The sequence below is a fragment of the Mesorhizobium sp. M4B.F.Ca.ET.143.01.1.1 genome (assembly GCF_004792275.1).
GTDB lineage: Bacteria > Pseudomonadota > Alphaproteobacteria > Rhizobiales > Rhizobiaceae > Mesorhizobium > Mesorhizobium abyssinicae.
On record NZ_SRSR01000004.1, the window covers coordinates 41,249 to 64,565 of the forward strand.

Sequence of the window (23,317 nt, forward strand, 5' to 3'; positions counted from 1 at the left end):
ATAACGGCATAACGGCAGCCCTCAAATTGCCGTCCCTTACCCTATTATTCTGCCACCAACTACGACCAACCTCAAGGCGTCCAGCAGATCCAAAAGGCCCGCCGCCAAGGAGTTAGCGGCGGGCAGTTCAGGGTTACCGCAGATGGAGGGGATAATCTCCTGCGACTGCTACCAATGAACTGGCGGGCCGTTGTTTCCTGTGCTCAGACCTATGCGTGCGGCCATCGGACCTCAGTCGCCAATTGGGACGTGAGGCGAGCTCGAGTTCACCTTCCCCAAAGGCATACCTTGCGGGCTGCCTAGACAGGGCGCACTGTAACGGGGCTTCGACACCTCCTCGATGTCGGTGCATGGCCCGGCCCGCGAAATCCTGTGTCACCTCGATAAAGCGAGCCGGGCTGTGGGTGTCTTCCCCGGTGACTTCCCGCCCGGTTCAACAGCGCCTCAGGCCGCGAGTATCCAGAAGCTCGGCAATATCGGCAATCAGTTCGCGAGCCCTGGCCAGTTCCGCTTCCGCCTGCTTCCGGACACGGTCATTTTCCTCGCGAAGCTTTTGCGCCCGTTTCATGGCAGCCGCGCTGATATCGAGGGAAGTCCAAGTGTCCATGCCGACCAACTCCAGGAGCGAGCAAATGTTCCGTTTGGGCGGCGGAACCTAAAGACCATCAGCCGCCTTGTCTCAGCATGAGCACCGAGACCAAGGTGGAAAGGGGAGAACGGCACGTTCGCGAAGGCAGGGCACGCATTGCTCGCCAGCGCAAACTCATCGATGAGATGACGCTCGGCGGCCACCGGACCGAGATGGCCCGAGGTCTATTGCAAGACTTCGAGGCGGTGCAAGGCGAACTTGAAATGCACCTGGACTTCCTACTCACATTCAACCGATGAGTGTTCGACATTGCGCGTCTTGCGCATCGGAGCCCCGCTCACAAAGTCTCAATTTGAATTTCAAAAATTTGGCTCCTATTTTGGGCCGGTGACCGAAGCGCCTATGAATGCAGGGGTGCAAGCGATGGCTACGCTGTTCGGAAACCGGATGCGCTATCTCAAGGCTCTCCGGATCGTTGCCGCGACAGAGCGTTCAATAGGGCGCTCCGCTTCACGGATGGCATCATGCTACAGCTTGCTCGAGATGTCTGAATCGCAGTTGCAGAAACCAGTACGGACCATGTTTGAAACGTCCGCCGTCCCGAAAGGTGAAAGCGGCCCGGCGGCGCTATTGCCGCCGAAGCCAGGCAAGCGCGGTCCCTATAACAAGCGCGAGAAATCTGATATCGCTTAGCGATGAAGGAAACCGTTCTGGCGATGCTGGAGCAGCATGTGCTTTTGGGCGAGCGACATATTGCGCGCCAGCGGGAGATTGTTGCCGACTTCCACCATAAGGGCTTCAGGGTAGACTTAGCCGAAGACCTTTTGACCCTGTTCGAGCAGATGCAGCGTCTGCACGTCGCTCACCGGGATCGGCTTTTGAATTCAACGCAAGGCTAGGCGAGGTTTTTGAGTCCCGGTAGCATGAGGGAATGAAGCGCAGCACGATCTATGCCGTCTATCACCCACCAGCGAACGGCCTGCCATACATGGCTGTAGTCATCGCTCCCGATGGAACGGCTACCGCCCGTCCATTCGAAACGGAGCAAGAGGCCGCAGCTTTCAACAAGCAAATGGCAGCGGCAGGACATCCCGGCAAGGCCAACCATTGAAGCACTACCCAGCCGTAGGGGAATGGCTACAGGCCCTTTAGCGTTACCTCTGGAGGTTAAAAAGCCCCAGCGCTGATGCAGGCCGATTCTGGGCGAGAGCGGGTTTAGTCAAGAGATTGCTAATTTATGCGAACGGCATAGGAACAAACGATCCCCACCCTCGTTGAAAGGGCTGGCCGGATGCCCTTGTGTCCCAATCCCCTCTTCCGGCTAGCCTTGAAGCCAAGCCCGCTGCTGTCCCCTCGGCAGCGGGTTTCGCATTAGTGCCACAGCATGTAGGCGCCCATGCCGGCCATTAGCAGACAGGCAGCCATGCCCATCATATCGCGCTGCCTGTATCGCCAGATCGCGCCGGCAAGCATCGAGGCGGTGATGGCGGCGATGTAGATCGGAATGGCCATACTTCGTCCTGCGCTCAAATTGCAAACCTGAAGACCGAATCTTCGTCGGTCAACGTGTCGATCCGACGAAGATCCTCTGTGCCGGCCATGGGCGCATCCAGCGACAGAAACTTGAACCTGTCATAGACCTTGTTGTACCGGCGGAGATGTTCCGCCACGCTTCTGCGGATGCCGTCCATCTGCAGCTTGCCTTCGAGCACGGCCAGCATCATCTCCCCGGCAACCTCATCTCGGATGAATTTCGGCAAGGCAGCCGGGATCGCGGCATAAACGGCTTTCATCAGGGCTTCGGGAGAGTGGTTCGCTTGCAGTATCGACCGCTTGCGGGCATATGCGGCCCTCTGTTGTGCCAGGATTTTGTCGCGGTCGAGACGATAAACCTCACGATGGCGGGCGTTTATCTCCGCGCGATTCTTGTCATGGTATCGTTTTGTGGATGCGGCAGCTGCTTCCGGATACCTCAACCGATACTGGGCCTGTCGCGCTATAAGAGCGTCCCGGTGCTTTTCTCTATATCTTTTGTCGGCAGCGTGTTGCCTTTCGCGTGTACCTGGCTTTGCTAAATATCTTTGCCGAGATAGGCGGACTTTTTCGGGATTGCGCGCGCGGTAGGCGCGTCGTTGCTCGCGTTTTTTTTCAGCTCGTTCGGCATCGGTCACAGCGCTCTCCATTGCTCGAGAGCCCGCCGCCTGAAGCTGACAATGACAGAGACGTCTGAGTCGCTCTAGCAGAGCCTAGGTCTGCCGGAGTTGAACGCCAGGGCGTCCATGGTTCAGGAATTCGACCCCGCGAGTTTCCAGCACGCGCTGGACTGCCTGGACGTTCTGTGCTCGGCCGGCAATTGGCCCGGCGCCGGCAGCTTCCATGCTGCGGATCGTGTTGACATTGACGTTAGCAAGTTCAGCCACTTCCTTTTGTTCAACTCCGACCAGTGCGCGGGCGGCCTTGAGCTGATTTCCCGTAGTGAGCATCCGTCCCTCTCAAATTGGTGTTTCTAGTTACCATACCTAGAAACCCATTGACAACCTCTATGCCTGCTTCTAGGTTATCAAACATAGTAAATCAGTTCCGATAACCAGTACGGAGAGAATGTGATGCCGAACACAACTGTTCGGGCAACCGCCGAAGGTTTGCCCGCAATCAACCGCCGCAAGGCGCTCGCCTTCCTAACCGGTGGCATTGCTGCTGCCGCCGTGACGGCATCACCCGTTGTCGCTAATGAGCCGCAGGCCTCAACCGTTCAAAACGTTCTGTCAGCCTGCCATGCGGCGGAAAATCGCCTTTGCATCTGCGAGGCTCGCGAGGCCTCGATCGCCGAAGCTCTCGGGGATGCATTGTTCCCTGAATGGAAGACGCCTAGCGGCGTCGCTTCTCGTTGGTCACACGTCCCGATCATTTTCCGCACCTCAAAAGCCCTAGAAGCCGAAATCGAGAGCAGGCGGGAGCTGATTGAAAAGTCCTTTGGGGGTGGTCTCATGAACCGGCCCGCCTATGAGCGATGGATGCGCGACATGGAGGCGCAAGGCGCAGAGGGCTTGGCGTGGCTCCGAGGGCAGGAAGCCGTCATCGACGCAAGCGGGTATCACGACGCGTCTGACCAGACCGATCAAGCCTTCGCTGAAGCGCGCGCTGCCTTCCAGGCCGTGATGGAACTGCGCTGCCAGACCATCGAGGATGTTCGCGCCAAGGCTGCCTGCATCATCCGCGTCTATCACCGCCTCGGCGTTGAAATCGACGGTGACGACCTCGTCGCCTGCATGACGTCGCTGTGCGAGGAGGCGTGACCATGGGCGAGGTAGTTCAATTCTGCCTTCGGCCGGCGCCGGGCGCCAAGGACGAACTCGCCGAACTCTTGGTCTGGATCAAGCCCGCCAGCGACTGGTGGACTGGCCGCATGCAGATCGAGCTGGCCCATCATTTTCGTATGACCGCGGACTTTCGGCGCATACTCGTGGCGCACGCATTGGGCAAAGGAAGCCCGGAGGCCGCCGAAGCGAGCCGGCTCGCAGAGAAGGCCTTCCAAGCATGGCGGGTCGAATGCCTGAAACAGGTATTCATCCCCGCCGAAGCCGTTCGTCACCTTCGATGGAAACAGGACTGGTTGCGGCAGCATGGCGGCGGCACTCCTGAAACGGCGCTGGCAATCGCCCGCGACGAGGCGGCGCTGGTTGATCGCCTCGGAGCGGTCGCGCGACAGCAGGCGGGACGTGCACGCCGGAAGGCGGTGCGGGGATGAACGCGCCGGTCGCCTTTGGCAAGAATGTCCGCCGTGCCGTCGAAGACGAGATCGAGCGCCTGATAGCTCTGTTGGATCTGATGGAGCCCGACGCCGATCTGGAGCCGTGGCTTGCGGGCGGTATCGAAGTCGTCGGCACCGATGACCGCGAGCAAGACAACAGCGACATTGAAGAGGGCGGCGATTCGGAACGCAGCCTCGGTTGGCCGGAGCCGTGCAGCCAGGGTCGCGACGAATGGGAGCGGCAACGCATTCCGTACATCGCCGGCAGCGACAGTAACGACTAGAACGGGGCCAGAACGTCTTGCTACCATTTTGCTACCGAACTCGGTAGCACAGGCTGGCATAGGGCGGGACAGTTGAAGCCGGCGCGGGGCCGGAGCGTTGAAAACTAAGGACTGTGAGGGACTGGACGGGGTAGGCCGGGACGGCTGCAAGCGAATTTCAAGACCGGTGCCTTAAACCGCTCGGCCATCCCTCCATCGTGATTTTTCAATCACTTGGGTGCTTTCGTTGATCTCTGACGTTGCCCTTGGCGCGCCAAGGCACGAGATCATCATCCGCACCGCACTGCTCTAGTGCGGGGCGTAAAGACCTGTCAACCGCGCCAGGATCGAGTGGTTACATATTGCCGAACGGCAACAGCTTCCAACCATCGGTCTGGCCCCGATTGACAATGCGGCGCAGGGCTGGCCAATCTGTGGCGTGGCCATTTTGCCCCCGGGGTTAAGGGAACTATGAGAAAGACCTACGAAAAGCCGGTTCTGATCAAGCGCGAGAAGCTGTCGGTTGTGACGGCGCAGGTGGTCACGTCGACGGATTGATCGGCGCGCTCGGATCGGCGCCGGGGGATAGATCCCGGCGGACGTCCTCCTTCGCCTTTTTTGTTTAGATGCCGGCTCTCCAACCTCCGGCGTCACACGAGTACTGTCGTGTGTAGCAGCCACACCGGTGTCCTGCCACAATCTCGCCCCCTTCCGACCACAATCGGTTAATACCGTGATAAACAATTCCTGCGCACAAGGGGATTGGGGATCCGGGTGTCGCTGGCAAGTGTCGAGTGGGTGCTTTGGCTCCGCTGACGTTCAGCTGGTGGCGAGACTGTAGGGGACATCATAAAATGCAGACTTCGGCGCGCCCGCGTCTTCGTCGCGCTCCCGCTCTTGCACTGTGCGCGCTGTCGGCGGTGCTGCTTGCGGCCTGCACATCGACACCGCAGCCGAAGGCGATGGTCGACAAGAGGCCGCGTTCCAAGGAATATTTCGCTGAGACCGAATATGGCGTGAAGGCGAGCCCGCGCGTTGCCTTCATGCGGCGCGGCGGCGGCCGCGACCAGCTCGGCAAGCCCTACCAGGTGCGCGGCAAATGGTATTATCCCAAGGAAGACAAGCGCTACCGCAAGGTCGGCCTGGCATCCTGGTATGGCGATGCCTTCCACGGCCGGCTGACCGCCAACGGCGAAGTCTACGACACGGCGCAACTGACGGCGGCGCATCCGACGATGCCGCTGCCGAGTTACGCCCGCGTCACCAACCTCGAAACCGGCAGTTCGGTCATCGTGCGCGTCAACGACCGTGGCCCGTACCATGAGGGCCGCATCATCGACGTCTCGCAGCGCGCCGCGCAGATGCTCGACTATGACAAGGTCGGCACCGCTAAGGTGAAGGTCGAATATGTCGGCCGCGCGCCGCTCGATGGCAATGACGACCAGTATCTGATGGCCTCCTACCATCCCGGCAACAGGCGGCCGGATCCGTCCGACGGCCTGCCGACCGGCGTGATGGTGGCGATGAACGGGCCGACGCCGGTCCTGGCGGCGGGCGCGACTGCCGCCGCCGTGCCGTTCCCCGGCCAGCTGACGGATTCCGGCCAGGCGCCGCAGGCCGAGCCGGCAATGTCTTCGCAAGCGCCCGGCGACGTGGCGCTGCCTGATTTCGGGCCGATCGTGCCGGAGCGGCCGGACATCAGCCTGCCGCCGAATTCGCCCTTTGCCATGGCGTCGCTTTCCTATGCCGATGAGCGCGTCGGCCGCGCCGATGTCTTCGCGGCTTTCGATGGCGCCGGTATGTCGCCCTCCGACATCCTGCAGTCCTGGAAGAGATCCAATTCGACGTCGCCGGATGTTACCGACTATGTCGCCGCCGGCTCCTTCGATGATGCCGCCGAGGCAAAGCGTGTGGCCTCGGCGCTCAAGCCCTTCGGCCGGACCGAAATCCAGCGGACCGAGCTCGACGGCAATGATTGGTACGCGGTCAACGTCTATCCGGACGGCCATGGCAGCGTCGATGATCTGCTGAAGGCCGCCTGGTCGCACGGCGCGCCGGACGCGCTCGTCGTGCGCGACTGATCTATTTCAACCGCACGGTTGATCCGCCGGAAAAAAGCCTGATAGCTTCACCGAAATTGCCAATACCGGCTAACAGGTCGAGCCTTTATGCAGTTGCGCCTTTTCCCGCCCCTCGCAGGGCTCTGCCTTTTGTTGCTTTCCCTGATTCCGGCCAATGCGCAGCTTTTCGAGACCAAGGCGGCGCAAGCCTTCATGATCGATGCCGACACCGGCACCGTGCTGTTCGCCAAGGATGCCGACAAGCCGATCCCGCCGGCCTCGATGGCCAAGCTGATGACGATGGAAGTGGTCTTCAACGCCATCAAGTCAGGTCGCACGACGCTCGATGACACATTCGTTGTCAGCGAGAACGCCTGGCGCACCGGCGGCGCGCCGTCGGGCACCTCGACCATGTTCGCCAAGCTCAAATCTGCGGTCCGCGTCGAGGACCTGATCCAGGGCGTGACGGTGCAGGCCGCCAATGACGGCTGCATCGTCCTGGCCGAAGGCATGGCCGGATCGGAAGCCAATTTCGCCGCGCAGATGACCGAGCGCGCGCGCCAGCTTGGCCTGCCGAAATCGACCTTCGTCAACTCGACCGGCTTGCCGGCCGACGGCCAGCAGACGACCGTTCGCGAGCTTGCGCAGCTGGCGCTGCATCTCTGGCGCGACTATCCCGATTTCTATCACTACTACGGCCAGGCCGATTTCACCTGGAACAAGATTACCCAGAGAAACCGCAACCCGCTGCTGGCCATGGGCATCGAGGCCGACGGCTTCGTCGCCGGCACGAGCGAGGCGGCGGGCTTCGGCATTGTCGGCACGGTCAGCCACAATGGCACGCGCGTCATCGCGGCGATGAGTGGGCTGGCGAGCGACCGCGAACGGTCGGAGGAAGCGCGCAAGCTGCTCGACTGGGGCGTCCGCTCGTTCCAGAAGACCGAGATCTTCGCCAAGGACGAGGTGGTCGGGGAAGCCCAGGTGTTCGGCGGCGCCAAATCCGGCGTGGCGCTGAAGGCGAAGGGACCGATCGATATCTTCCTGCCGATCGCCAACCGCGACAAGCTGACGGCGAAAATCGTCTATGACGGCCCGGTCTCGGCGCCGGTGGAGGAGGGGCAGCCGGTGGGCAAGCTGCGCGTCTGGATCGGCGACACGCTGAGCCAGGAGACGCCGCTCTTCGCCGCCGAAACGGTCGGTGTCGGCACGCTGCCGCAACGCGCGCTCGATGCCGCCAAGGAACTGGCCGTCGGCTGGCTGCGTTAGCTCGTGGACCTTTTCTCAGACGAGGGCTATGACAGCGTCGAGCACGGGCAGAGGCTTTTTCTGGTGGCGAGCGGATTTTTCATCACCTTCGAAGGCGGCGAAGGGGCAGGCAAGTCGACGCAGATCGAGCGGCTGGCAAAGCGGATGCGTGCCAAGAAATACGACGTCCTCGTCACCCGCGAGCCCGGCGGCTCGCCGGGCGCCGAGGCAGTTCGGCACGTGTTGCTTTCGGGCGCTGCCGAGCCCTTCGGCCCGAAGATGGAGGCGCTGCTGTTCGCCGCCGCGCGTTCCGACCATGTCGAGCAGGTCATCCGACCGGCAGTGGAGCGCGGATCGATCGTGCTTTGCGACCGCTTCATCGATTCCTCGCGTGTCTACCAGGGCGTCACCGGCGGTCTGGATCCGGCCTTCATGGAGACCCTGGAGGAGGTCGCCATCAACGGCATGGTGCCCGACATGACCCTGGTCTTCGACATCGATCCGGCCGAAGGCCTGCGGCGCGCCACCGCCCGCCGCGGCGCCAATGACGGTCCAGATCGTTTCGAGAAGGAAACGCTCGATATCCACCGCCGCAGGCGCGAGGCTTTCCTCGCCATCGCCGCCGCCGAGCCGGGGCGCTGCATCGTCGTCGACGCCTCCGCCGACCCTGACACGGTCGAAAACGTCGTCACCGCCGCCGTCTTCGCCGCGCTTGAGACGATGACGCCGGCCGAGCAGCGGCAGACAGCCCCGGCATGATCTTCGAACGCATCGCCCCAGAGCAGCACGACACGCTGGACGGCGTGCCGGAACCGTCCGAGACGGCTCGCCTCATCGGCCACGGTCAGGCGGCTTCCATGCTCGCCACTGCCTATCGCGCCGGCAAACTGCCGCATGCGCTTATCCTCGCCGGACCGGTCGGCATCGGCAAGGCGACGCTCGCCTTTCACCTCGCGCATCATCTCCTGAAGCACCCGGCATTCGAGCGGGCGCCGGACGTTATCGCCCAGCCGGACCCGGCCTCATCGCTGTTTCGGCAGATCGCCACCGGGGCGCATCCTTCGGTGCTGCACCTGACCCGGCCGGCGAACGACAAGACCAAGAGCTTCAAGACGGTCGTCACCGTGGACGAGATCCGCAGGGTCAGCCGCTTCCTGTCGATGACCTCGCATGACGGCAGCTACCGGGTCGTGATCGTCGACCCGGCCGACGACATGAATACCAATGCCGCCAACGCCTTGCTCAAGAATCTCGAAGAGCCGCCGGCGCGCACGCTGTTCATCCTCATCGTGCATGCCCCGGGCAGCCTTTTGCCGACGATCCGCTCGCGCTGCCAGATGGTGCGCCTGACGCCGCTCGGCGACGAGGAACTGATGACCGTTCTGCAAGGCATCGAGCCGCCACCACCCGAGGAGCCTGCGGCGCGCGCGGCACTTGCCGAGCGGGCAGGGGGCAGCGCCCGCAACGCGATCCTTCTGACGCAGTATGGCGGGCTGGAGATCGCCGCCGCGCTCGACGCCCTGGTTGCGGCGAGGAAGGGCGACGTCGCCGGCGCCCACCGGCTGGCCGAGGCGGTTGCCGGCCGCGACCAGGCGATCCAGTTCGACATCTTCAACCGACACGCGCTCGACCTGTTGTCCTCACGCGCCAGCGAGGCGGCACTCGCCGGCGATCTCGCGCGGGCCAAGGCGCTGTCCGAAGCTTGGCAGGAAGCCCAGAACGCTATATCTGAGACCGAGACCTACAATCTCGACAAGAAGCAGCACGCTCTGATCATGATCGACCGCCTGAATTCTGCGATGCGAATGTGATGGCCCGCTCGGGATGGCAATCGCCATGCCGATAGGATATCCACCCCCACAACTCACATTCAGACTTTCATGACGGTTCATTCATGTCACGCGACACATTCTACATCACGACCGCGATTTCCTACCCGAACGGCAAGCCGCATATCGGCCATGCCTACGAACTGATCGCCACCGACGCGCTCGCCCGCTTCCAGCGCCTTGACGGCAAGCAGGTCTTCTTCCTCACCGGCACCGACGAGCACGGCATCAAGATGCTGCAGACGGCGCGCAAGGATGGCCTCTCGCCGCGCGAACTTGCCGACCGCAACTCAGCCGAGTTCAGGCGCATGGCGGCGGTGCTCAACGCCTCCAATGATGATTTCATCCGCACCACCGAGGAGCGCCACTACGCGTCCTCGCAGGCGATCTGGAAGGCGATGGCCGCCAATGGCGATATCTACAAGGGCGGCTATGCCGGCTGGTATTCGGTGCGCGACGAGGCCTATTACGGCGAGGAGGAGACCGAGGTTCGCGCCGACAACGTCCGCTACGGGCCGCAGGGGACGCCGGTCGAATGGGTCGAGGAAGAGAGCTATTTCTTCCGGCTTTCGGCCTATCAGGACAAGCTCATAGCGCTTTACGAAAGCCAGCCCGACTTCATTGGGCCCGCAGAGCGGCGCAACGAGGTGATGAGCTTCGTCAAGTCGGGGCTGAAGGACCTGTCGGTCTCGCGCACCACTTTCGACTGGGGCGTGCCGGTGCCTGGCGATGAGAAGCACGTGATGTATGTGTGGGTCGACGCCTTGACGAACTACATCACCGGTCTCGGCTATCCCGATGAAAGCGATGATAAATGGAAGTTCTGGCCGGCGGATGCCCATATCATCGGCAAGGATATTGTGCGCTTCCATGCGGTCTATTGGCCGGCTTTCCTGATGTCGGCGGGAATCCCGCTGCCCAAGCGCGTCTTCGGCCACGGCTTCCTGTTCAACCGCGGCGAGAAGATGTCGAAATCGGTCGGCAACGTCATCGACCCGTTCACCATGGCCGAGCACTACGGCGTCGACCAGGTGCGCTATTTCTTCCTGCGCGAGGTGCCATTCGGCCAGGACGGCAACTACAGCCATGAAGCGATCGTCAACCGCACCAACGCCGATCTCGCCAACGGGCTCGGCAATCTGGCACAGCGCTCGCTGTCGATGATCGCCAAGAACTGCGGCGGCGTGGTGCCGACGCGCGGCGAACTGGCGGAGGCCGACACGGCGATCCTCGACCAGGCCGTGGAAGCTCTCACAGTGGCGCGCAGGGCGATGGCGGAGCAGGGCATCCACCTGGCGCTGGCGGCGATCTTCGGCGTGGTGGCGGAAGCCGATCGCTATTTCGCCTCCCAGGAGCCTTGGGCGCTGCGGAAAACCGATCCGACCCGCATGGAGACCGTGCTGTGGACGACGGCCGAGGTCGTGCGGCGGGTGACGGTGCTGTGCCAGCCCTTCATCCCGGGATCAGCGGCGAAGCTGCTCGATCTGCTGGCGGTGCCGGCGGACAGGCGCGGTTTCGAGCATGTCCACGCCGATCACGCGCTGGTGCCAGGCACGCCGCTGCCGGCGCCGGAGGGCGTTTTCCCGCGCTATGTCGAGCAGGATGCCAAAGCCTGATGCTCGTTGACAGCCATTGCCATCTCGACTTTCCGGACTTCGCCGAGGAGCGGGCGGCCATCGTCGCCCGCGCCCTGGCGGCCGGCATCGGTCGCATGGTGACGATCTCGACGCGCGTGAAGCGGTTTCAGCAAATCCTTGAAATTGCTGAAACTTTTAATGACGTCTATTGCTCGGTCGGCACCCATCCGCACAATGCGGCGGAAGAGCTCGACGTGACCGCCGACGAGCTCGTGCGGCTCTCCGCGCACCCCAAAGTGGTGGCGATCGGCGAGGCCGGGTTGGACTACTTCTACGACAAGGCGCCGCGCGATGCGCAGGCGCAAGGCTTGCGCACGCATATCGCAGCGGCGCGTCAGACCGGCCTGCCGCTGGTCATCCATTCGCGCGATGCCGACGACGATATGGCCGCAATCCTCGAGGACGAGACGGGGAAGGGCGCCTTCCCCTTCATTCTGCATTGTTTTTCGTCCGGGCGCAGGCTGGCCGAGGTCGGCGTGGCGCTAGGCGGCTATGTCTCGTTCTCCGGCATCCTGACTTTCAAGAACTCGGCCGAATTGCGTGCCATCGCAGCCAACGTGCCGCATGACCGGCTGCTGGTCGAGACCGATGCGCCTTATCTCGCGCCGATCCCGTTTCGCGGCAAGCGCAACGAGCCGGCCTATGTCGCCAACACCGCCAGGGTGCTGGCCGAGACGATTGGCGTCAGCGAGGCCGAGATAGCCGCTATCACCACGGACAATGTCTTCCGGCTGTTCCGGAAGATGCCACGCCCCGAAGCGCCGGGCGCCTGACAAATGAGCGATCGGCTGCGCCTCACCATTCTCGGCTGCGGCTCGTCGCCCGGCACACCGCGCATCACCGGCGACTGGGGCAATTGCGATCCCGCCAACCCCAGGAACCGGCGCATGCGCACGGCAGCACTGGTCGAGCGGATCGCCGCAAACGGCGCGCGCACGACCGTCGTCGTCGACACCGGACCGGACTTCCGCGAGCAGATGCTGCTGGCGTCGGTCAGGCGCATCGATGCGGTCGTCTACACGCATCCGCACGCCGACCATATCCACGGCATCGACGATCTGCGCGGCTATGTGCAGGAGCAGCGCCATCTGATCGACATCCATGCCGATCAGCCGACGATGCAGCGCCTGCGGCAAGCGTTCGGTTATTGTTTCGAGACGCCGCCCGGCAGTTCCTATCCGCCCATCGTCAGGGCGCATCTCATCGACCACGCCAGGCCGATCGTGATCGAGGGAGAGGGGGGTGCCCTCACCCTTGAGCCGCTGCCACAGACCCATGGCGACATCATTTCCCTCGGCTTCCGCGCCGGCGGGCTTGCCTATTGCCCCGATATCAGCGACTTCCCCGACGCCACGGCGGAAAGGCTGCGCGATCTCGACACGCTGGTCATCGACGCGTTGCAGTACAATACCCATCCGAGCCATCTGTCGCTTGGCCAGGCACTGGGCTGGATCGAGAGACTGGCACCGAAAAACGCCGTGCTGACCCACATGCATGTGCCGCTGGATTACGCCGTCGTGATGGCCGAGACGCCCGACAATGTGGTGCCGGCCTATGATGGGATGGTGATCGAAATTCCTTATGAGTCAGCGAGATAGGACGAGCTGTTCAGAAGCGCGTTCCGCTGTGTTAACGTCGCGACTTTCAGAGGAGAAGGCACCATGGCAGCCTATCTGATTGCTGAGCACAAGATCGCGGATCCAGCGGCATACGAGGAATATCGCATAAAGGCCTTGGCTGCCGTCGATCGCTTCGGAGGCAAGTTGCTGTTGCGTGCTCGAAGCGTCGAGGCCCTTGCGGGCTCGTGGCAGCCGGACCGGCTCGTCGTGCTTGAGTTTGCCGATATGGCGTCTCTCAAGGCCATGCATGATTCACCTGACTACCAAGCCCTCATCGGAATCCGCAACGTTGCGGCCGCCAATGTGCTGCTTGCAATTGAAGCCGCTTAGATCCAGCCCCTCGGTCGCTGTGACGACGGCTGAGGGCGCTGAAATCGGCAGCAATTTCCGCCTTTTGGCCAACGCATAAGTTCCATAATCTATCTTATGCGACTTTCTGATGTGTAACTTATCCGGTCCCGCTCGCCAACCGTACGGAGCTGTTGCGCATCCGCACGCCGTCGCCCTTCATCTCAAAAACGCCCTCGTCGGCAAGTGCTCGGACGCGAGACCAGAGCACGAGATCTCCACAGTGAAGGCCATCGTCCCACAAAGCGACAAGGATTTTGGCGACGACAAGACTGCATTTCTCCCAATCGTCCGTCACATGTGACGTCACCGCTTTATCGAAATACCTGATGGGCTCTGAATGAAGGCCAAGGTCGGCTTTGACGCGAAAAGCTGCATTCTCGGCACGAAGCCTTTTCCATAAATCGCGGTAAACCTGCAACTCCCTTCCGGTCAAAGTCGTCTGACGTTCCAAGAGCCGTGCTCTGATAATGCTATCTGACGGCACTTGCCCGAACGATCCTGCCCGCCAGGTCGTAGATTCGGACCCATCGGACCTCCGAGTGAACTCGACCTCGGTTATGTCGACCACTCGAAATGGATGATCGCCAATCCGCGAAACAAATTCGAGGAAGCCAGCAAATTCCATAGCGCTTTGCCGACATACCCATACGACCGGCGCGATGTCCCTGCCCGTTGCGCGGCTCCAGAAAAGATCGGTCTCTTGTTCGAGGTCCGGCTGCCTTTCGAAGCCCAATATGTCTTCCATCCATCGGGCGCGAATATCTGCCGCGGGCGGGTCGATAGGGCCAAAGCTCAGGTCGTCCGGCAACCCGATGACGGTTGCGTTCAGGCCCATATGAGCGAGGGACCAACGCAGGCTGCCGGCGGCCGACGTATTGAAGACCACGTGAACAACAGGTTTTTGAGGCATTATCATCTACAGACGCCACTGCTCGTCGGAGTCATTAAGGCACGATCGCGTAAAGTATTTCAAAACTCCAGGGTGAAGTAACTACCTGCCCCAAGCCGCTGGCGCCCCAACTTACAACGAAGGTCCACAAAGAAATGACCGCTTCACCTTCCTTTCTCGGCTTTCCCGATCACCTCGCTGATGGCCATTTGCCACTCGCGGTCATCTTCGGAGCCGGTCACGGCAGTACCTATCCCGGCAAGGACAGCAGCGGCTATGCCTTGGCTGCCGATGCCATCCGCGCTGCGAGCCAGGATGACGCTCGTTTGGTCGAGCACTGGGATTTCGATCTCGGCGGCCCGCTGTTCGACGGCAAGCCGGTCTGCTGCGTCGACATTGGCAACATCTCGACCACCATGCATGACAATGCCGCAAACCGTACACGGATCGAGGCGAAGACGCGCGAGGTCCTGGCATTGCCGGCCGTGCCGATCCTGCTCGGTGGCGACGATTCCGTGCCTATTCCCTTCCTTGCCGGCTTTGCGGGTCACGGACCGGTCTGGATCCTGCAGATCGACGCGCATATCGACTGGCGCGACGAGGTTCATGGCGAACGCCATGGCTATTCGAACCCGATGCGCCGGGTGAGCGAGATGGCGCATGTCGCAGGCATGGTACAGGTCGGCATCCGTGGCGTCGGCAGCGCTCGCCTTGCCGAAATCGAGGCGGCCCGGCGCTTTGGCAGCCGTCTCGTGACGGCCCGCGAGGTCCACGCCCGGGGCGTCGAAGCCGCCCTCCAGCATATTCCTGAAGGAGCGCGGGTCGTCGTCACCCTCGACTGCGACGGCCTCGATCCCTCTATCATGCCCGGCGTGGCGGCGCGGTCGCCGGGCGGCCTCACCTATACGCAGGCGATCGACCTGATCGCGGGGCTCGGCCGGCGGGCCAGGATTGCTGGGTTCGATCTTGTCGAGCTCTATCCGCCCGCCGACATTGACGGTCTGTCAGCGCTCATCGCCGCACGCCTTCTCGTCAATATGGTCGGCACCATCGTCCGGCAGGTTTGAAATGCCGGCTCCCGACGATCCGGCGTCCCTGCCGCGGCGGCATTGCGACGACGGCGCCGTTCGTTGTAGCCATGCCGAGCGCTTGATTTTGGAGGAGACGGGAGCATGGACCTGTTCACCGGCGGCTGCCTGTGCGGGAGCGTTCGAATTGTGGCCTCGGGTGCCCCATACCGGGTCGGCGTCTGCCACTGTCTCGATTGCCGCAAGCATCACGGGGCGCTGTTTTACGCCGCCGCGGTGTTCCCTCAGGAGGCGGTGACGATCGACGGCGAAACACGCGACTACGCCGGACGCTACTTCTGTCCGCGCTGCGGCTCGTCTGTTTTCGCGCGCACCGCAGACGAGATCGAAGTGCATCTGGGGTCGCTGGACGCCCCGGACCAGCTGCTGCCGACCTACGAGCTGTGGACCGTCCGCCGCGAGTCCTGGCTGCCGCCGTTTCCGGTCAGGAAACGATACGACCGCGATCGTGACGCCAAGGATCGCCTCGAGGGGTAGATCGCAACCATCTGGGTGGTCGCGCCGGCGGCTCAGTCCGGAAGGCCGGCCTTGCGGAAGCCGTCGACGAAATGCTCAAGCGTGGCAGTGTCGCGAAACGGCTCGGTCCACACCCAGTGGCTGGTCGTGAAATGCGGGTTGGCGACCAGAAACATTTCGACCTCCGCTCGCGCCTCGTCGAGTCGGCCGAGCTGGGCAAGGCTTGCCGCCAGGAAACGGCGCGAGCTTGTGCGATAGGTCTCTTCCCGGCGCAGCGTCTCGATGGCGGCTTCGTAGCCGCCGGCCGCGTATTGCGCCTGGCCGAGCGTCAGATAGTACCAGCTTGCCGGAAACGGGTTCAGCCGGAACGCCTTGCGGATCTGCTCCAAGCCCTGCTCGACCTGCCCGGCCAAGGTCGTGATGTCGGACAGCGTCGCCCAGGCGTCGGCTTCGTTGGGGTCGAACTCGAACGCCTTGGCGAATTCCGTATCGGACTCGGCGAAGCGGCGCTCATAAGCCAGCAGGTTGGCGAGCACCCAGCGGCAGCCGGCATCGTTGGGATCGATCGCCACGGCCTTGCGCGCCAGTTCCAGAGCAACGCTACGGTTGGGCTCGATGGGTTCGCCCCAATGCACCCATCCCATCCAGTGGTTCATGGCAAGCCAGCGATAGGCCTCGGCGTAGTCCGGATCGAGCGCAACGGCGCGCGTGAGCATCAGATGCGCCTCCCGCGCCGCCTGCGGCGAACTATCGATCAGCTTGCGCGCCCGCACACAGAGGTCATAGGCCTCGAGATTCTTCGGCCGATTGCGCGGCAGCGGGGCGCGCAGCCGGCCGAGCAGCGCCTCGACGATCTTGGCCGTCACCTCGTCCTGAACGGCAAAGATATCTTCCAGGCTACGATCGAAGCGCTCCGCCCACAGATGCTCGCCGCTCAGCGCATCGACCAGTTGCGCGTTGATGCGCACGCGCCCGGCGGCGCGTCTCGCGCTGCCCTCCAGCAGGTAGCGCACGCCAAGATCCTCGGCGATTCCGCGCACGTCCATCGCCCTGCCCTTGTAGGCAAAGACCGAGTTGCGGGCGATGACGAACAGGCCGGCATTGCGGGACAGGTCGGTGATCAGGTCTTCAGTCAGCCCGTCAGCGAAGGATTCCTGCTCGGGATCGCTGCTGAAAGCGACGAAGGGCAGCACGGCTATCGAGGGTTTGTCGGGCAGCGGCAAAGGCTTCCGTTTCGCGCCGCCAAGCTGCTCGATGGCCCCAGTGAAGCGGTAGCCGACGCGCGGAACGGTGGAGATCCACTCGCCGCCATCGGCGGCCGGACCAAGCAGCTTGCGCAACTGCGCGATCTGGACGGTGAGATTGCCCTCCTCGACCGCCGTGCCCGGCCACGCCGCGTCCATCAACTCGGCCTTGCCAAGGATTTCGCCGGGCCGACCGACCAGTGCCGCAAGCAGCTTCAGCCCGCGGTAGCCGAGCGCAACGGGATCGTCGTCCCGAAGCAGCGTTCCCGCATCCGGATCAAGCACGAATGGACCAAAGGCAAAGCGCGATCCCTGCATAGGGCGCATCTATAGCCCGTTTGGAACTTTTGAGAACTATTTGGGAGGGCTTAATTACGCCGCCGTCCGCATGCTGCAGAATTCAACCTCTTTCAGGTCGAAGGCTCCCAACCGCATGGGGCCTCAAAACCATAGGAGGTTGCCATGAACGATACTCTTGCGACGATCCAGCATTGCGTAGTCCGCGCCGTTGCATCGCCAAACGACCCTGCGTGGCATGATCGCCACCTGGCGCGAGCGGGCGCGCTTTCGCTGGGACCTCAAGCGAATGGCGGAGACCAATCCGCATCTGATCGACGATATCGGCCTGACCAACAGGCAGGTCGAGGAAGAGATCGCCAAGCTGCCCTTCTGGCAGCGCTAGGGCGGATGCCGGTCGGATATCAGGCCGGATCGCCCTCGCCTCCTGGCGGCGGCGGTTCCGGTGCGAATGGCGCGGCGAATTCAAACTCGATCTTGGCGCCAAGGTAGCGAGCCACCGCGACCGCCAGCCGAGGATTGGGATTGCGGCTGAAGTAGAGTTTCATTTCGTGTCGCCCGTGATGCGCCGATGGATGCCGTCCAGGCTTTCGGCAAATGCTTCGAACATGTTATGGGCCGTGAGCTCGCGCAGAACCTGCTCGTTGATGCCGCCGCGCGTCGCATAGTCTTGCGCCAGATGTCTGAAATCCGCGTCGGGCGACGTCTCAGGAGCGGCGCCCAACGCCTTGAAAAGCGAGGCGATATAGTCGCGGGCTATCCCCTCCCCAACGCCGTGACGCGTGAGCCAGCTGTGGATGGTCTCGAGGTACTTGAAGTAGCTGGCATAGGTCGCGGTCGCGACGCTCAAGGCGTCGAACTCGCCGGCATCCGCGACCTCGATCACCTTCCCCAGCCTGCCGAACAATGCGCCCGCGCCTTGATCGGGCGGACAGATGATCGTCGCCCCCAGCCGGTGCGCGATCATCGGCATGGGAAGCGCCTTCGTCACGTTCCCGGCTGGCGCGGTCAATCTCTCTATGTCCTTGAGGGACAAAGTGGCGATCAGGCTGATCAGGCGATGGTCGCGCCGGAAGCGCAACGCCGACAGCACGTCGTGCGCAATCTGCGGGCGGACCGCGAGCATGACCGTTTCGCTATTGTCGAGAACGGCCTGATTGTCGCTGGCGATGCGAACATCCGGGTAGCGGGAGGCAAGGCTCGCGGCGATGTCTTCGTTCCGGGGCGAAAGCAGAATGGAAACAGGGTTCTCCGCGAGGGACTTGAGCCCGGTGACGATGGCGGCCGTGAGCGCGCCTGTGCCGATGAAGCCGAGTTCCATGGGATGCCCCCCAAAATTGGTTCCGTGATCATATCAGTCCAGATGGATCTGATAGCTCAGAACACGCGTCGCGGCTGGCGGGATCAGCATCACGCCCGGCTTTTCGGTGAATTCGCCGTCGAAATCGACGGGGCTGGCAAGACCATGCCAGGGCTCGATGCAAAGGAACGGCGCTCCGCCCGGCCTGGACCAGATGCCGAGCTCCCGAAACCCCTGCCAGGATATCTCAAGCGCCGGTCCGTGCCCGGCGGCGTAGCGCACATTGGCGCTGGCTGGCCGATCGATGATCACGGCGTCCTCCTCGAACAGGCTTTCGGAGAGCGCCAGTATCTTGCCTTTCACTGGCGTCGGCTGTGGCGTTGGCAGCAGCAGGCCGTCTTTGAGGCGGCGGATCGGGGCGCTTTCGTCATTGGCGAATCTAAGCTGATAGGCTGTCTTGGGCAGATCAGGCAGAAGCGGCCAGTTGAACGCCGGATGCCCGCCGATCGATGCCGGCAGCGTCTCGCCGCCGGTGTTGGTAATCGTGAAGCTGACGTCGAGTTGCCGAAGCCGCAGGCTGTAGCTTATGGCCAGATGAAAGGCGAAGGGATATTGCTCGCGGGTCCCCGCATCGTCGGTCAGAAGCAACGTGCAGGACCGGGGCCCCTGCTCCGTCCATGCAAAGCGCCTGTCGCGGGCAAAGCCATGCTGCGCCATCGGATAGGATCGGCCGCGGTGCCGCAGTTGGTCGCCCTTCAGCCGGCCGACGATCGGGAACAGGATCGGGGAATGGCGCTTCCAGGCCGGACCGGCCTGCCACAGAAGCTCGGTTCCTTCACTGTCGCGCAGGGAGACCAGTTCGGCACCCTGCCTGACGATGGTCGCCGAGATGCCGTCGCCGTGAAGCGTAAGGCTGTCCTGTTCCATGCGCCCTCGCTTAAGCAATTCCAGGAAAGTGTGTAACGGTTTTCCGTCCGGAATTGCGCAGAAACAAATGGTTGGAGCGGTTCGGCGATCCCATGAAGCGCCGAACCGCTCTGGTGTGACCGGCAGGCTAGCAAAAGGCCGCGCGTGAACTCAAGAGCAGCGGAGTGCACGGCAGTTCGCCAAGCGGCGACGAACGATGCACGGACCCGAGCGCCAGTTTGCCCTCAAAGAAATGGCCGGAGATTGCCCTCCGGCCCCGGCAAGGTGAGACCTGTTGCCTGCTACGGTTCGGCCTACTCGCGCTCGCCGGTGAAGTTCAGCAACAGCTGGAAGATGTTGACGAAGTTCAAATAGAGCGAGAAGGCGCCGAAGACGGCGAGCTTCTGCTGCGATTCCGCGTCGAAATTCTCCGCATACTGCTCCTTGATCGTCTGCGTGTCCCAGGCGGTGAGGCCGATGAACACGGCGATACCGATCACCGAGATGGCGAACTGCAGCGCGGTCGAACCGAGGAACAGGTTGACGAGGCTGGCGATGACCACACCGATCAGGCCCATGATCAGGAACGACGAGAACTGCGTCAGGTCGCGCCTGGTCGTGTAGCCGTAGAGGCTGGTGGCGCCGAACATGGTGGCGGCGATGAAGAACGTGCGCGCGATGCTGGTGCCGGTGAAGACCAGGAACACCGAGGCCAGCGACAGGCCCATCACCGCGCAGAAGGCCCAGAACATGGCCTGCGCGCTCGCCGCCGACATGGTCTGCATGCGGAACGAGAACAAAAGCACGAAGGCGAGCGGCGCCAGCATCACCACCCATTTCAAGGGGCTGGAGAAGATCGGCACGTAGAGCGCGGGCGTCGACGCCACGGCGAAGGCGATGGCGCCGGTGACGACCAGGCCAAGGCCCATATAGTTGTAGACGCGCAGCATGTGGCGGCGCAGGCTCTCGTCGTAGAGGGCGCCCGTTTGGGCGCCGCTGCCCACGCGATATCCCAGGTTGGGGGTGTTCATGTTCGGTCTCCTTGGTTGATCTCAGTAAAGCGTGCGGGCCAGCGTCTCGGCGGCCCGGTCGAGGTCGCGCGCATCGCTTCGCGCGACGACGGCGTAGGCCACCTCGCCGATCTGGAAATAGGCCGAGGAAATGTCGCCCGAGGGCGCGAGGGCCGGCTTCACCACGTCGAAAGTCCCTGGCCTGATCGCGAACAGCGAGACCAGTCCGAGATCCCTGGTTTCGAGCGCCATCTCGACGCTTGGGCCGAAGCGCGACGGATAGATCTGCACATCGCGCACCTTCCAGTCGCCGGGCAGCGACGGCATGACGATCGCGGTCGCGGCGCGGATCTCGCCTGGATTGTAGTCCGGCGCTTCCCGCTGGGAGGTCATCGCCTCGCGCACCAGCGTCGTCCGGTGCGCCCTCACCGCTTCCTCGACATAGGCGGGCGGCTGCGTGGAAGCGACGACCTTCGTCACCGCGACCGGTCCGAAAATGCCATTCGCCAGCCAGCCGGCCGCGATCAGGATCGCCGCCGCCGCGGCGCGCTGCAGCACCCCGAAGATGCGGTCGCGGCCAAGCCCGCGCTCCAGCCGTCGTGCCGCCTCGGTCGTTGCCGGCCGCGCCATTCCCTTGGCGGCGAGCGCCACACGCAGCTCGTCGCGCGTCCTGAGATCGGACATCACGCGCGCGGCGGCTTCCGGTCGGGTGGACAGGAACGCCTCGACCTCGATACGGCGGGCCACCTCCAGCTGGTCGTCGACATAGGCATCGAGATCAGCATCGGTCACGGGATCGAGCATTGCGTTCATCGCTCACCTCTCACGATCCTGAGATGGTTCCTGCCCGCGGGCGCCGCGTCTTCCATCTCGCGCAGCGCGGCGCGGGCCCGGCCGATGCGCGACATCAGTGTTCCCAGCGGCACGCCGCTGACCTCCGCCGCCTGGGCGTAGCTCAGCCCCTCGATGGCGACGAGATGCAGCGCCGAACGCTGCTCCTCCGGCAAAGATAAAAAGGCCGCCCGCACCTGCGCCAGACGGACGGAGTGGTCCTGTGGCGCTGGGGAGGTGCTGTCGGCAAGATATCCGGCCTGCTCGATGCGCGCGGCTTCCGACCGGCGCGAGCGGACACCGTCGATGAAAGCGTTGTGGACGATCGAGAGCAGCCAGGCGCGCAGGTTGCTGCCGGCGCGAAAGGTGCCGCGCCGCTCATAGGCGCGCACCAGCGCGTCATGCACCAGGTCCTCGGCCTCCGTGGTGTCGCGCGTCAGCGAGCGCGCGTAACGCCTCAGCGAACCCAGCTGTCCGACTATATCGAAGCGTGGCATCGACCGTTTCATGCCCTGTTTACGGAGCAGGGCAAGGTTTTAATCCCCAACGGCGCATTATTTTGTCCCAGGCAGCAGCCGTTTCATCGCCCCGCGGGCCGCGCTGCCCGCCGTCTTCAGTGTGGCGCAGAGGAAAAGCGCTGGCGAAGCGGGGCCAATTTGCGTATCACTCCGCCGCCATTGGAGCCTTGCGATGTTCGAAACCCTGCAGCCCGCCCCCGCCGACAAGATCCTTGCCCTCATCGGCCTCTACCGCGCCGATCCGCGTCCGGGCAAAGTCGACCTTGGCGTCGGCGTCTACAAGGATCGCGACGGCAAGACGCCGGTGATGCGCGCCCTGCGCGAGGCCGAGAAGCGGCTGCTGCAGAGCCAGGACACCAAGACCTATCTCGGCCTTGCCGGCGACACCGGCTTCAATGCCGCCATGGCCAAGCTCACCTTCGGCGACAAGGCCGACCTTTCGCGCGTCCGTACCGCGCAGGCGCCGGGTGGTTCCGGCGCGCTCAGGCTGGTGGCCGAGTTGCTGAAGCGGACCCGCGCCGACGCCACTGTCTGGCTGTCCGACCCGACCTGGCCGAACCACATGCCGGTGATGCGCGCGGCCGGCCTGCAAATCCGCGACTACCCCTATTTCGACGCCGCTTCCGGCGCCGTGCGTTTCAGGGACATGCTGGCGGCGCTGCGGACGGCCGAGCGCGGCGACGTGGTGCTGCTGCATGGCTGCTGCCACAACCCGACCGGCGCCAATCTCGACGCCGCGCAATGGGCGGAAGTGGCGGACCTGGTCGTCGAGCGCGGCCTGCTGCCCTTTGTCGACATCGCCTATCAGGGCTTTGGCGAGGGCCTCGACGCCGACGCCGCGGGCCTGCGCCTGCTGGCCGCCAGGGTGCCGGAAATGCTCGTTGCGTCGAGTTGCTCGAAGAACTTCGCCGTTTACCGCGACCGCGTCGGCGCGGCGATGATCCTGGCCAGGGACGGCGCTGAGGCCGATGTGGCGATGAGCCAGATGCTGTCGGCGGCGCGTGCCATGTATTCGATGCCGCCGGACCATGGCGCTGCAGCGGTGCGCATCGTGCTGGAAGACGACGGCCTGCGCGCCGACTGGCAGGCGGAGCTCGAGGAGATGCGGTTGCGCATGCTGCGCCTGCGCGTCGCCTTCGCCGAGGCGCTGCGCCGGCAGTCCAATTCCGACCGCTTCGACTTCGTCGCCAGCCATCGCGGCATGTTCTCGCGCCTCGGCCTTTCGGAAGCACAGGTCGAGCGGCTGCGCACCGAGCACGCCGTCTATATGGTCGGCGACAGCCGCATCAACGTGGCCGGCCTGCCCGAGGACGGGATGGACGCGCTCGCCAAGGCGATTGTCTCGGTGCTCGACTGACGAGGTCCGCGCAGCTGTGGACAAACAGCGTTCGTCAGGCGACAGCATTGGTCGCCCGCCCGGCGTCGCGATAGGGT

At 63.4% G+C, this 23,317-nt stretch carries 30 protein-coding genes and 1 pseudogene; 20 read left to right on the top strand and 11 right to left on the bottom strand.

Annotated features, from left to right (window positions below):
- Positions 1-340: 340 nt before the first annotated feature.
- From EN786_RS10800 to EN786_RS10820, 5 genes are read left to right on the top strand one after another with little or no spacing between them, the layout of a single operon-like run.
- A complete protein-coding gene (locus EN786_RS10800) occupies positions 341-688 on the top strand; it encodes a hypothetical protein (RefSeq protein ID WP_135908343.1) in 348 nt (115 codons plus the stop codon).
- Positions 685-888 (top strand): hypothetical protein, encoded by a 204-nt coding sequence (locus tag EN786_RS10805; protein WP_127421785.1) that lies wholly within the window; start codon positions 685-687, stop codon positions 886-888. The genes EN786_RS10800 and EN786_RS10805 overlap by 4 nt, the downstream gene beginning before the upstream one ends.
- Before the next feature lie 10 nt (positions 889-898).
- On the top strand, positions 899-1,282 hold the full coding sequence (locus EN786_RS10810) for a hypothetical protein (protein WP_127312068.1): 384 nt from the start codon (positions 899-901) through the stop codon (positions 1,280-1,282).
- Between the two features lie 2 nt (positions 1,283-1,284).
- A complete protein-coding gene (locus tag EN786_RS10815; protein ID WP_127312069.1) occupies positions 1,285-1,488 on the top strand; it encodes a hypothetical protein in 204 nt (67 codons plus the stop codon).
- 32 nt (positions 1,489-1,520) lie between these two features.
- Entirely contained in the window at positions 1,521-1,700 is a 180-nt protein-coding gene (locus EN786_RS10820; RefSeq protein ID WP_127286836.1) for a hypothetical protein, read from the top strand.
- Between the two features lie 260 nt (positions 1,701-1,960).
- Here EN786_RS10820 and EN786_RS37670 read toward each other — a convergent pair whose 3' ends face one another.
- The 3 genes from EN786_RS37670 to EN786_RS10830 form a co-directional block, all read right to left on the bottom strand.
- On the bottom strand, positions 1,961-2,101 hold the full coding sequence (locus EN786_RS37670) for a hypothetical protein (protein ID WP_189340792.1): 141 nt from the start codon (positions 2,099-2,101) through the stop codon (positions 1,961-1,963).
- Between the two features lie 14 nt (positions 2,102-2,115).
- Complete coding sequence (locus tag EN786_RS10825; protein WP_127421783.1) at positions 2,116-2,760, bottom strand: hypothetical protein; 645 nt, start codon at positions 2,758-2,760, stop codon at positions 2,116-2,118.
- A 75-nt stretch (positions 2,761-2,835) separates the two neighbouring features.
- Complete coding sequence (locus EN786_RS10830; protein WP_127311988.1) at positions 2,836-3,072, bottom strand: helix-turn-helix transcriptional regulator; 237 nt, start codon at positions 3,070-3,072, stop codon at positions 2,836-2,838.
- A gap of 123 nt (positions 3,073-3,195) precedes the next feature.
- Here EN786_RS10830 and EN786_RS10835 point away from each other — a divergent pair, with 123 nt between their 5' ends.
- From EN786_RS10835 to EN786_RS10885, 11 genes are all read left to right on the top strand, one after another.
- Entirely contained in the window at positions 3,196-3,885 is a 690-nt protein-coding gene (locus EN786_RS10835) for a hypothetical protein (RefSeq protein ID WP_127311987.1), read from the top strand.
- A 2-nt stretch (positions 3,886-3,887) separates the two neighbouring features.
- A complete protein-coding gene (locus EN786_RS10840; RefSeq protein WP_127311986.1) occupies positions 3,888-4,337 on the top strand; it encodes a hypothetical protein in 450 nt (149 codons plus the stop codon).
- On the top strand, positions 4,334-4,624 hold the full coding sequence (locus EN786_RS10845; RefSeq protein WP_127311985.1) for a hypothetical protein: 291 nt from the start codon (positions 4,334-4,336) through the stop codon (positions 4,622-4,624). The genes EN786_RS10840 and EN786_RS10845 overlap by 4 nt, the downstream gene beginning before the upstream one ends.
- An 833-nt stretch (positions 4,625-5,457) precedes the next feature.
- Complete coding sequence (locus EN786_RS10850) at positions 5,458-6,684, top strand: septal ring lytic transglycosylase RlpA family protein (RefSeq protein WP_127393820.1); 1,227 nt, start codon at positions 5,458-5,460, stop codon at positions 6,682-6,684.
- Between the two features lie 87 nt (positions 6,685-6,771).
- On the top strand, positions 6,772-7,929 hold the full coding sequence (locus tag EN786_RS10855; RefSeq protein ID WP_127312082.1) for a D-alanyl-D-alanine carboxypeptidase family protein: 1,158 nt from the start codon (positions 6,772-6,774) through the stop codon (positions 7,927-7,929).
- Between the two features lie 63 nt (positions 7,930-7,992).
- On the top strand, positions 7,993-8,667 hold the full coding sequence (tmk, locus tag EN786_RS10860; RefSeq protein ID WP_127312083.1) for a dTMP kinase: 675 nt from the start codon (positions 7,993-7,995) through the stop codon (positions 8,665-8,667).
- Entirely contained in the window at positions 8,664-9,719 is a 1,056-nt protein-coding gene (locus EN786_RS10865; RefSeq protein ID WP_128347066.1) for a DNA polymerase III subunit delta', read from the top strand. Before tmk ends, EN786_RS10865 begins: the two co-directional genes overlap by 4 nt.
- Positions 9,720-9,802: 83 nt before the next feature.
- Entirely contained in the window at positions 9,803-11,353 is a 1,551-nt protein-coding gene (gene metG / locus EN786_RS10870; protein WP_127310508.1) for a methionine--tRNA ligase, read from the top strand.
- Positions 11,353-12,147 carry a TatD family hydrolase gene (locus tag EN786_RS10875; RefSeq protein ID WP_127310507.1) on the top strand — a complete coding sequence of 265 codons (795 nt, stop codon included), beginning with the start codon at positions 11,353-11,355 and terminating at the stop codon, positions 12,145-12,147. Before metG ends, EN786_RS10875 begins: the two co-directional genes overlap by 1 nt.
- A 3-nt stretch (positions 12,148-12,150) precedes the next feature.
- Complete coding sequence (locus EN786_RS10880) at positions 12,151-12,972, top strand: MBL fold metallo-hydrolase (RefSeq protein ID WP_127284323.1); 822 nt, start codon at positions 12,151-12,153, stop codon at positions 12,970-12,972.
- 63 nt (positions 12,973-13,035) lie between these two features.
- Positions 13,036-13,323: a DUF1330 domain-containing protein gene (locus EN786_RS10885; RefSeq protein ID WP_127310506.1), complete on the top strand. Its 288-nt coding sequence runs from the start codon at positions 13,036-13,038 to the stop codon at positions 13,321-13,323.
- Positions 13,324-13,441: 118 nt separating this feature from the next.
- Here the strand turns inward: EN786_RS10885 and EN786_RS10890 are convergent, their stop codons facing one another.
- Complete coding sequence (locus EN786_RS10890) at positions 13,442-14,260, bottom strand: DUF3658 domain-containing protein (protein ID WP_127284320.1); 819 nt, start codon at positions 14,258-14,260, stop codon at positions 13,442-13,444.
- A 128-nt stretch (positions 14,261-14,388) separates the two neighbouring features.
- On the opposite strand from EN786_RS10890, the gene EN786_RS10895 reads away from it, so the two are divergent.
- A complete protein-coding gene (locus EN786_RS10895) occupies positions 14,389-15,300 on the top strand; it encodes an agmatinase (protein ID WP_135908345.1) in 912 nt (303 codons plus the stop codon).
- A gap of 105 nt (positions 15,301-15,405) precedes the next feature.
- A complete protein-coding gene (locus EN786_RS10900) occupies positions 15,406-15,798 on the top strand; it encodes a GFA family protein (protein WP_127284318.1) in 393 nt (130 codons plus the stop codon).
- A gap of 32 nt (positions 15,799-15,830) precedes the next feature.
- Here the strand turns inward: EN786_RS10900 and EN786_RS10905 are convergent, their stop codons facing one another.
- Positions 15,831-17,348, bottom strand: a complete 1,518-nt coding sequence (locus tag EN786_RS10905) for a winged helix-turn-helix domain-containing tetratricopeptide repeat protein (RefSeq protein WP_245494531.1) — start codon at positions 17,346-17,348, stop codon at positions 15,831-15,833.
- A gap of 181 nt (positions 17,349-17,529) precedes the next feature.
- Between EN786_RS10905 and EN786_RS10910 the strand changes: the two genes are divergently transcribed.
- Positions 17,530-17,703, top strand: a complete 174-nt coding sequence (locus EN786_RS10910) for a DUF1127 domain-containing protein (protein ID WP_189340541.1) — start codon at positions 17,530-17,532, stop codon at positions 17,701-17,703.
- A gap of 58 nt (positions 17,704-17,761) precedes the next feature.
- On the opposite strand, the pseudogene EN786_RS10915 reads toward EN786_RS10910, so the two are convergent.
- From EN786_RS10915 to EN786_RS10940, 6 genes and pseudogenes are all read right to left on the bottom strand, one after another.
- Positions 17,762-17,866, bottom strand: a pseudogene (locus EN786_RS10915) (glutathione S-transferase family protein); the annotation flags it as partial.
- Positions 17,863-18,639: a pyrroline-5-carboxylate reductase gene (locus EN786_RS10920; RefSeq protein ID WP_127284315.1), complete on the bottom strand. Its 777-nt coding sequence runs from the start codon at positions 18,637-18,639 to the stop codon at positions 17,863-17,865. The pseudogene EN786_RS10915 and the gene EN786_RS10920, both read right to left, overlap by 4 nt.
- A gap of 33 nt (positions 18,640-18,672) precedes the next feature.
- The gene (locus tag EN786_RS10925; RefSeq protein WP_127284314.1) at positions 18,673-19,545 is read right to left on the bottom strand and encodes an aldose 1-epimerase family protein; all 873 of its coding nucleotides are present in this window, start codon (positions 19,543-19,545) and stop codon (positions 18,673-18,675) included.
- A 293-nt stretch (positions 19,546-19,838) separates the two neighbouring features.
- Entirely contained in the window at positions 19,839-20,555 is a 717-nt protein-coding gene (locus EN786_RS10930) for a Bax inhibitor-1/YccA family protein (protein ID WP_127310505.1), read from the bottom strand.
- Between the two features lie 21 nt (positions 20,556-20,576).
- Complete coding sequence (locus EN786_RS10935) at positions 20,577-21,347, bottom strand: anti-sigma factor (protein WP_127284312.1); 771 nt, start codon at positions 21,345-21,347, stop codon at positions 20,577-20,579.
- Entirely contained in the window at positions 21,344-21,862 is a 519-nt protein-coding gene (locus tag EN786_RS10940; RefSeq protein ID WP_189340757.1) for a sigma-70 family RNA polymerase sigma factor, read from the bottom strand. The genes EN786_RS10935 and EN786_RS10940 overlap by 4 nt, the downstream gene beginning before the upstream one ends.
- A 193-nt stretch (positions 21,863-22,055) precedes the next feature.
- On the opposite strand from EN786_RS10940, the gene EN786_RS10945 reads away from it, so the two are divergent.
- Entirely contained in the window at positions 22,056-23,240 is a 1,185-nt protein-coding gene (locus tag EN786_RS10945; protein WP_135908347.1) for an amino acid aminotransferase, read from the top strand.
- Positions 23,241-23,317: the final 77 nt, after the last annotated feature.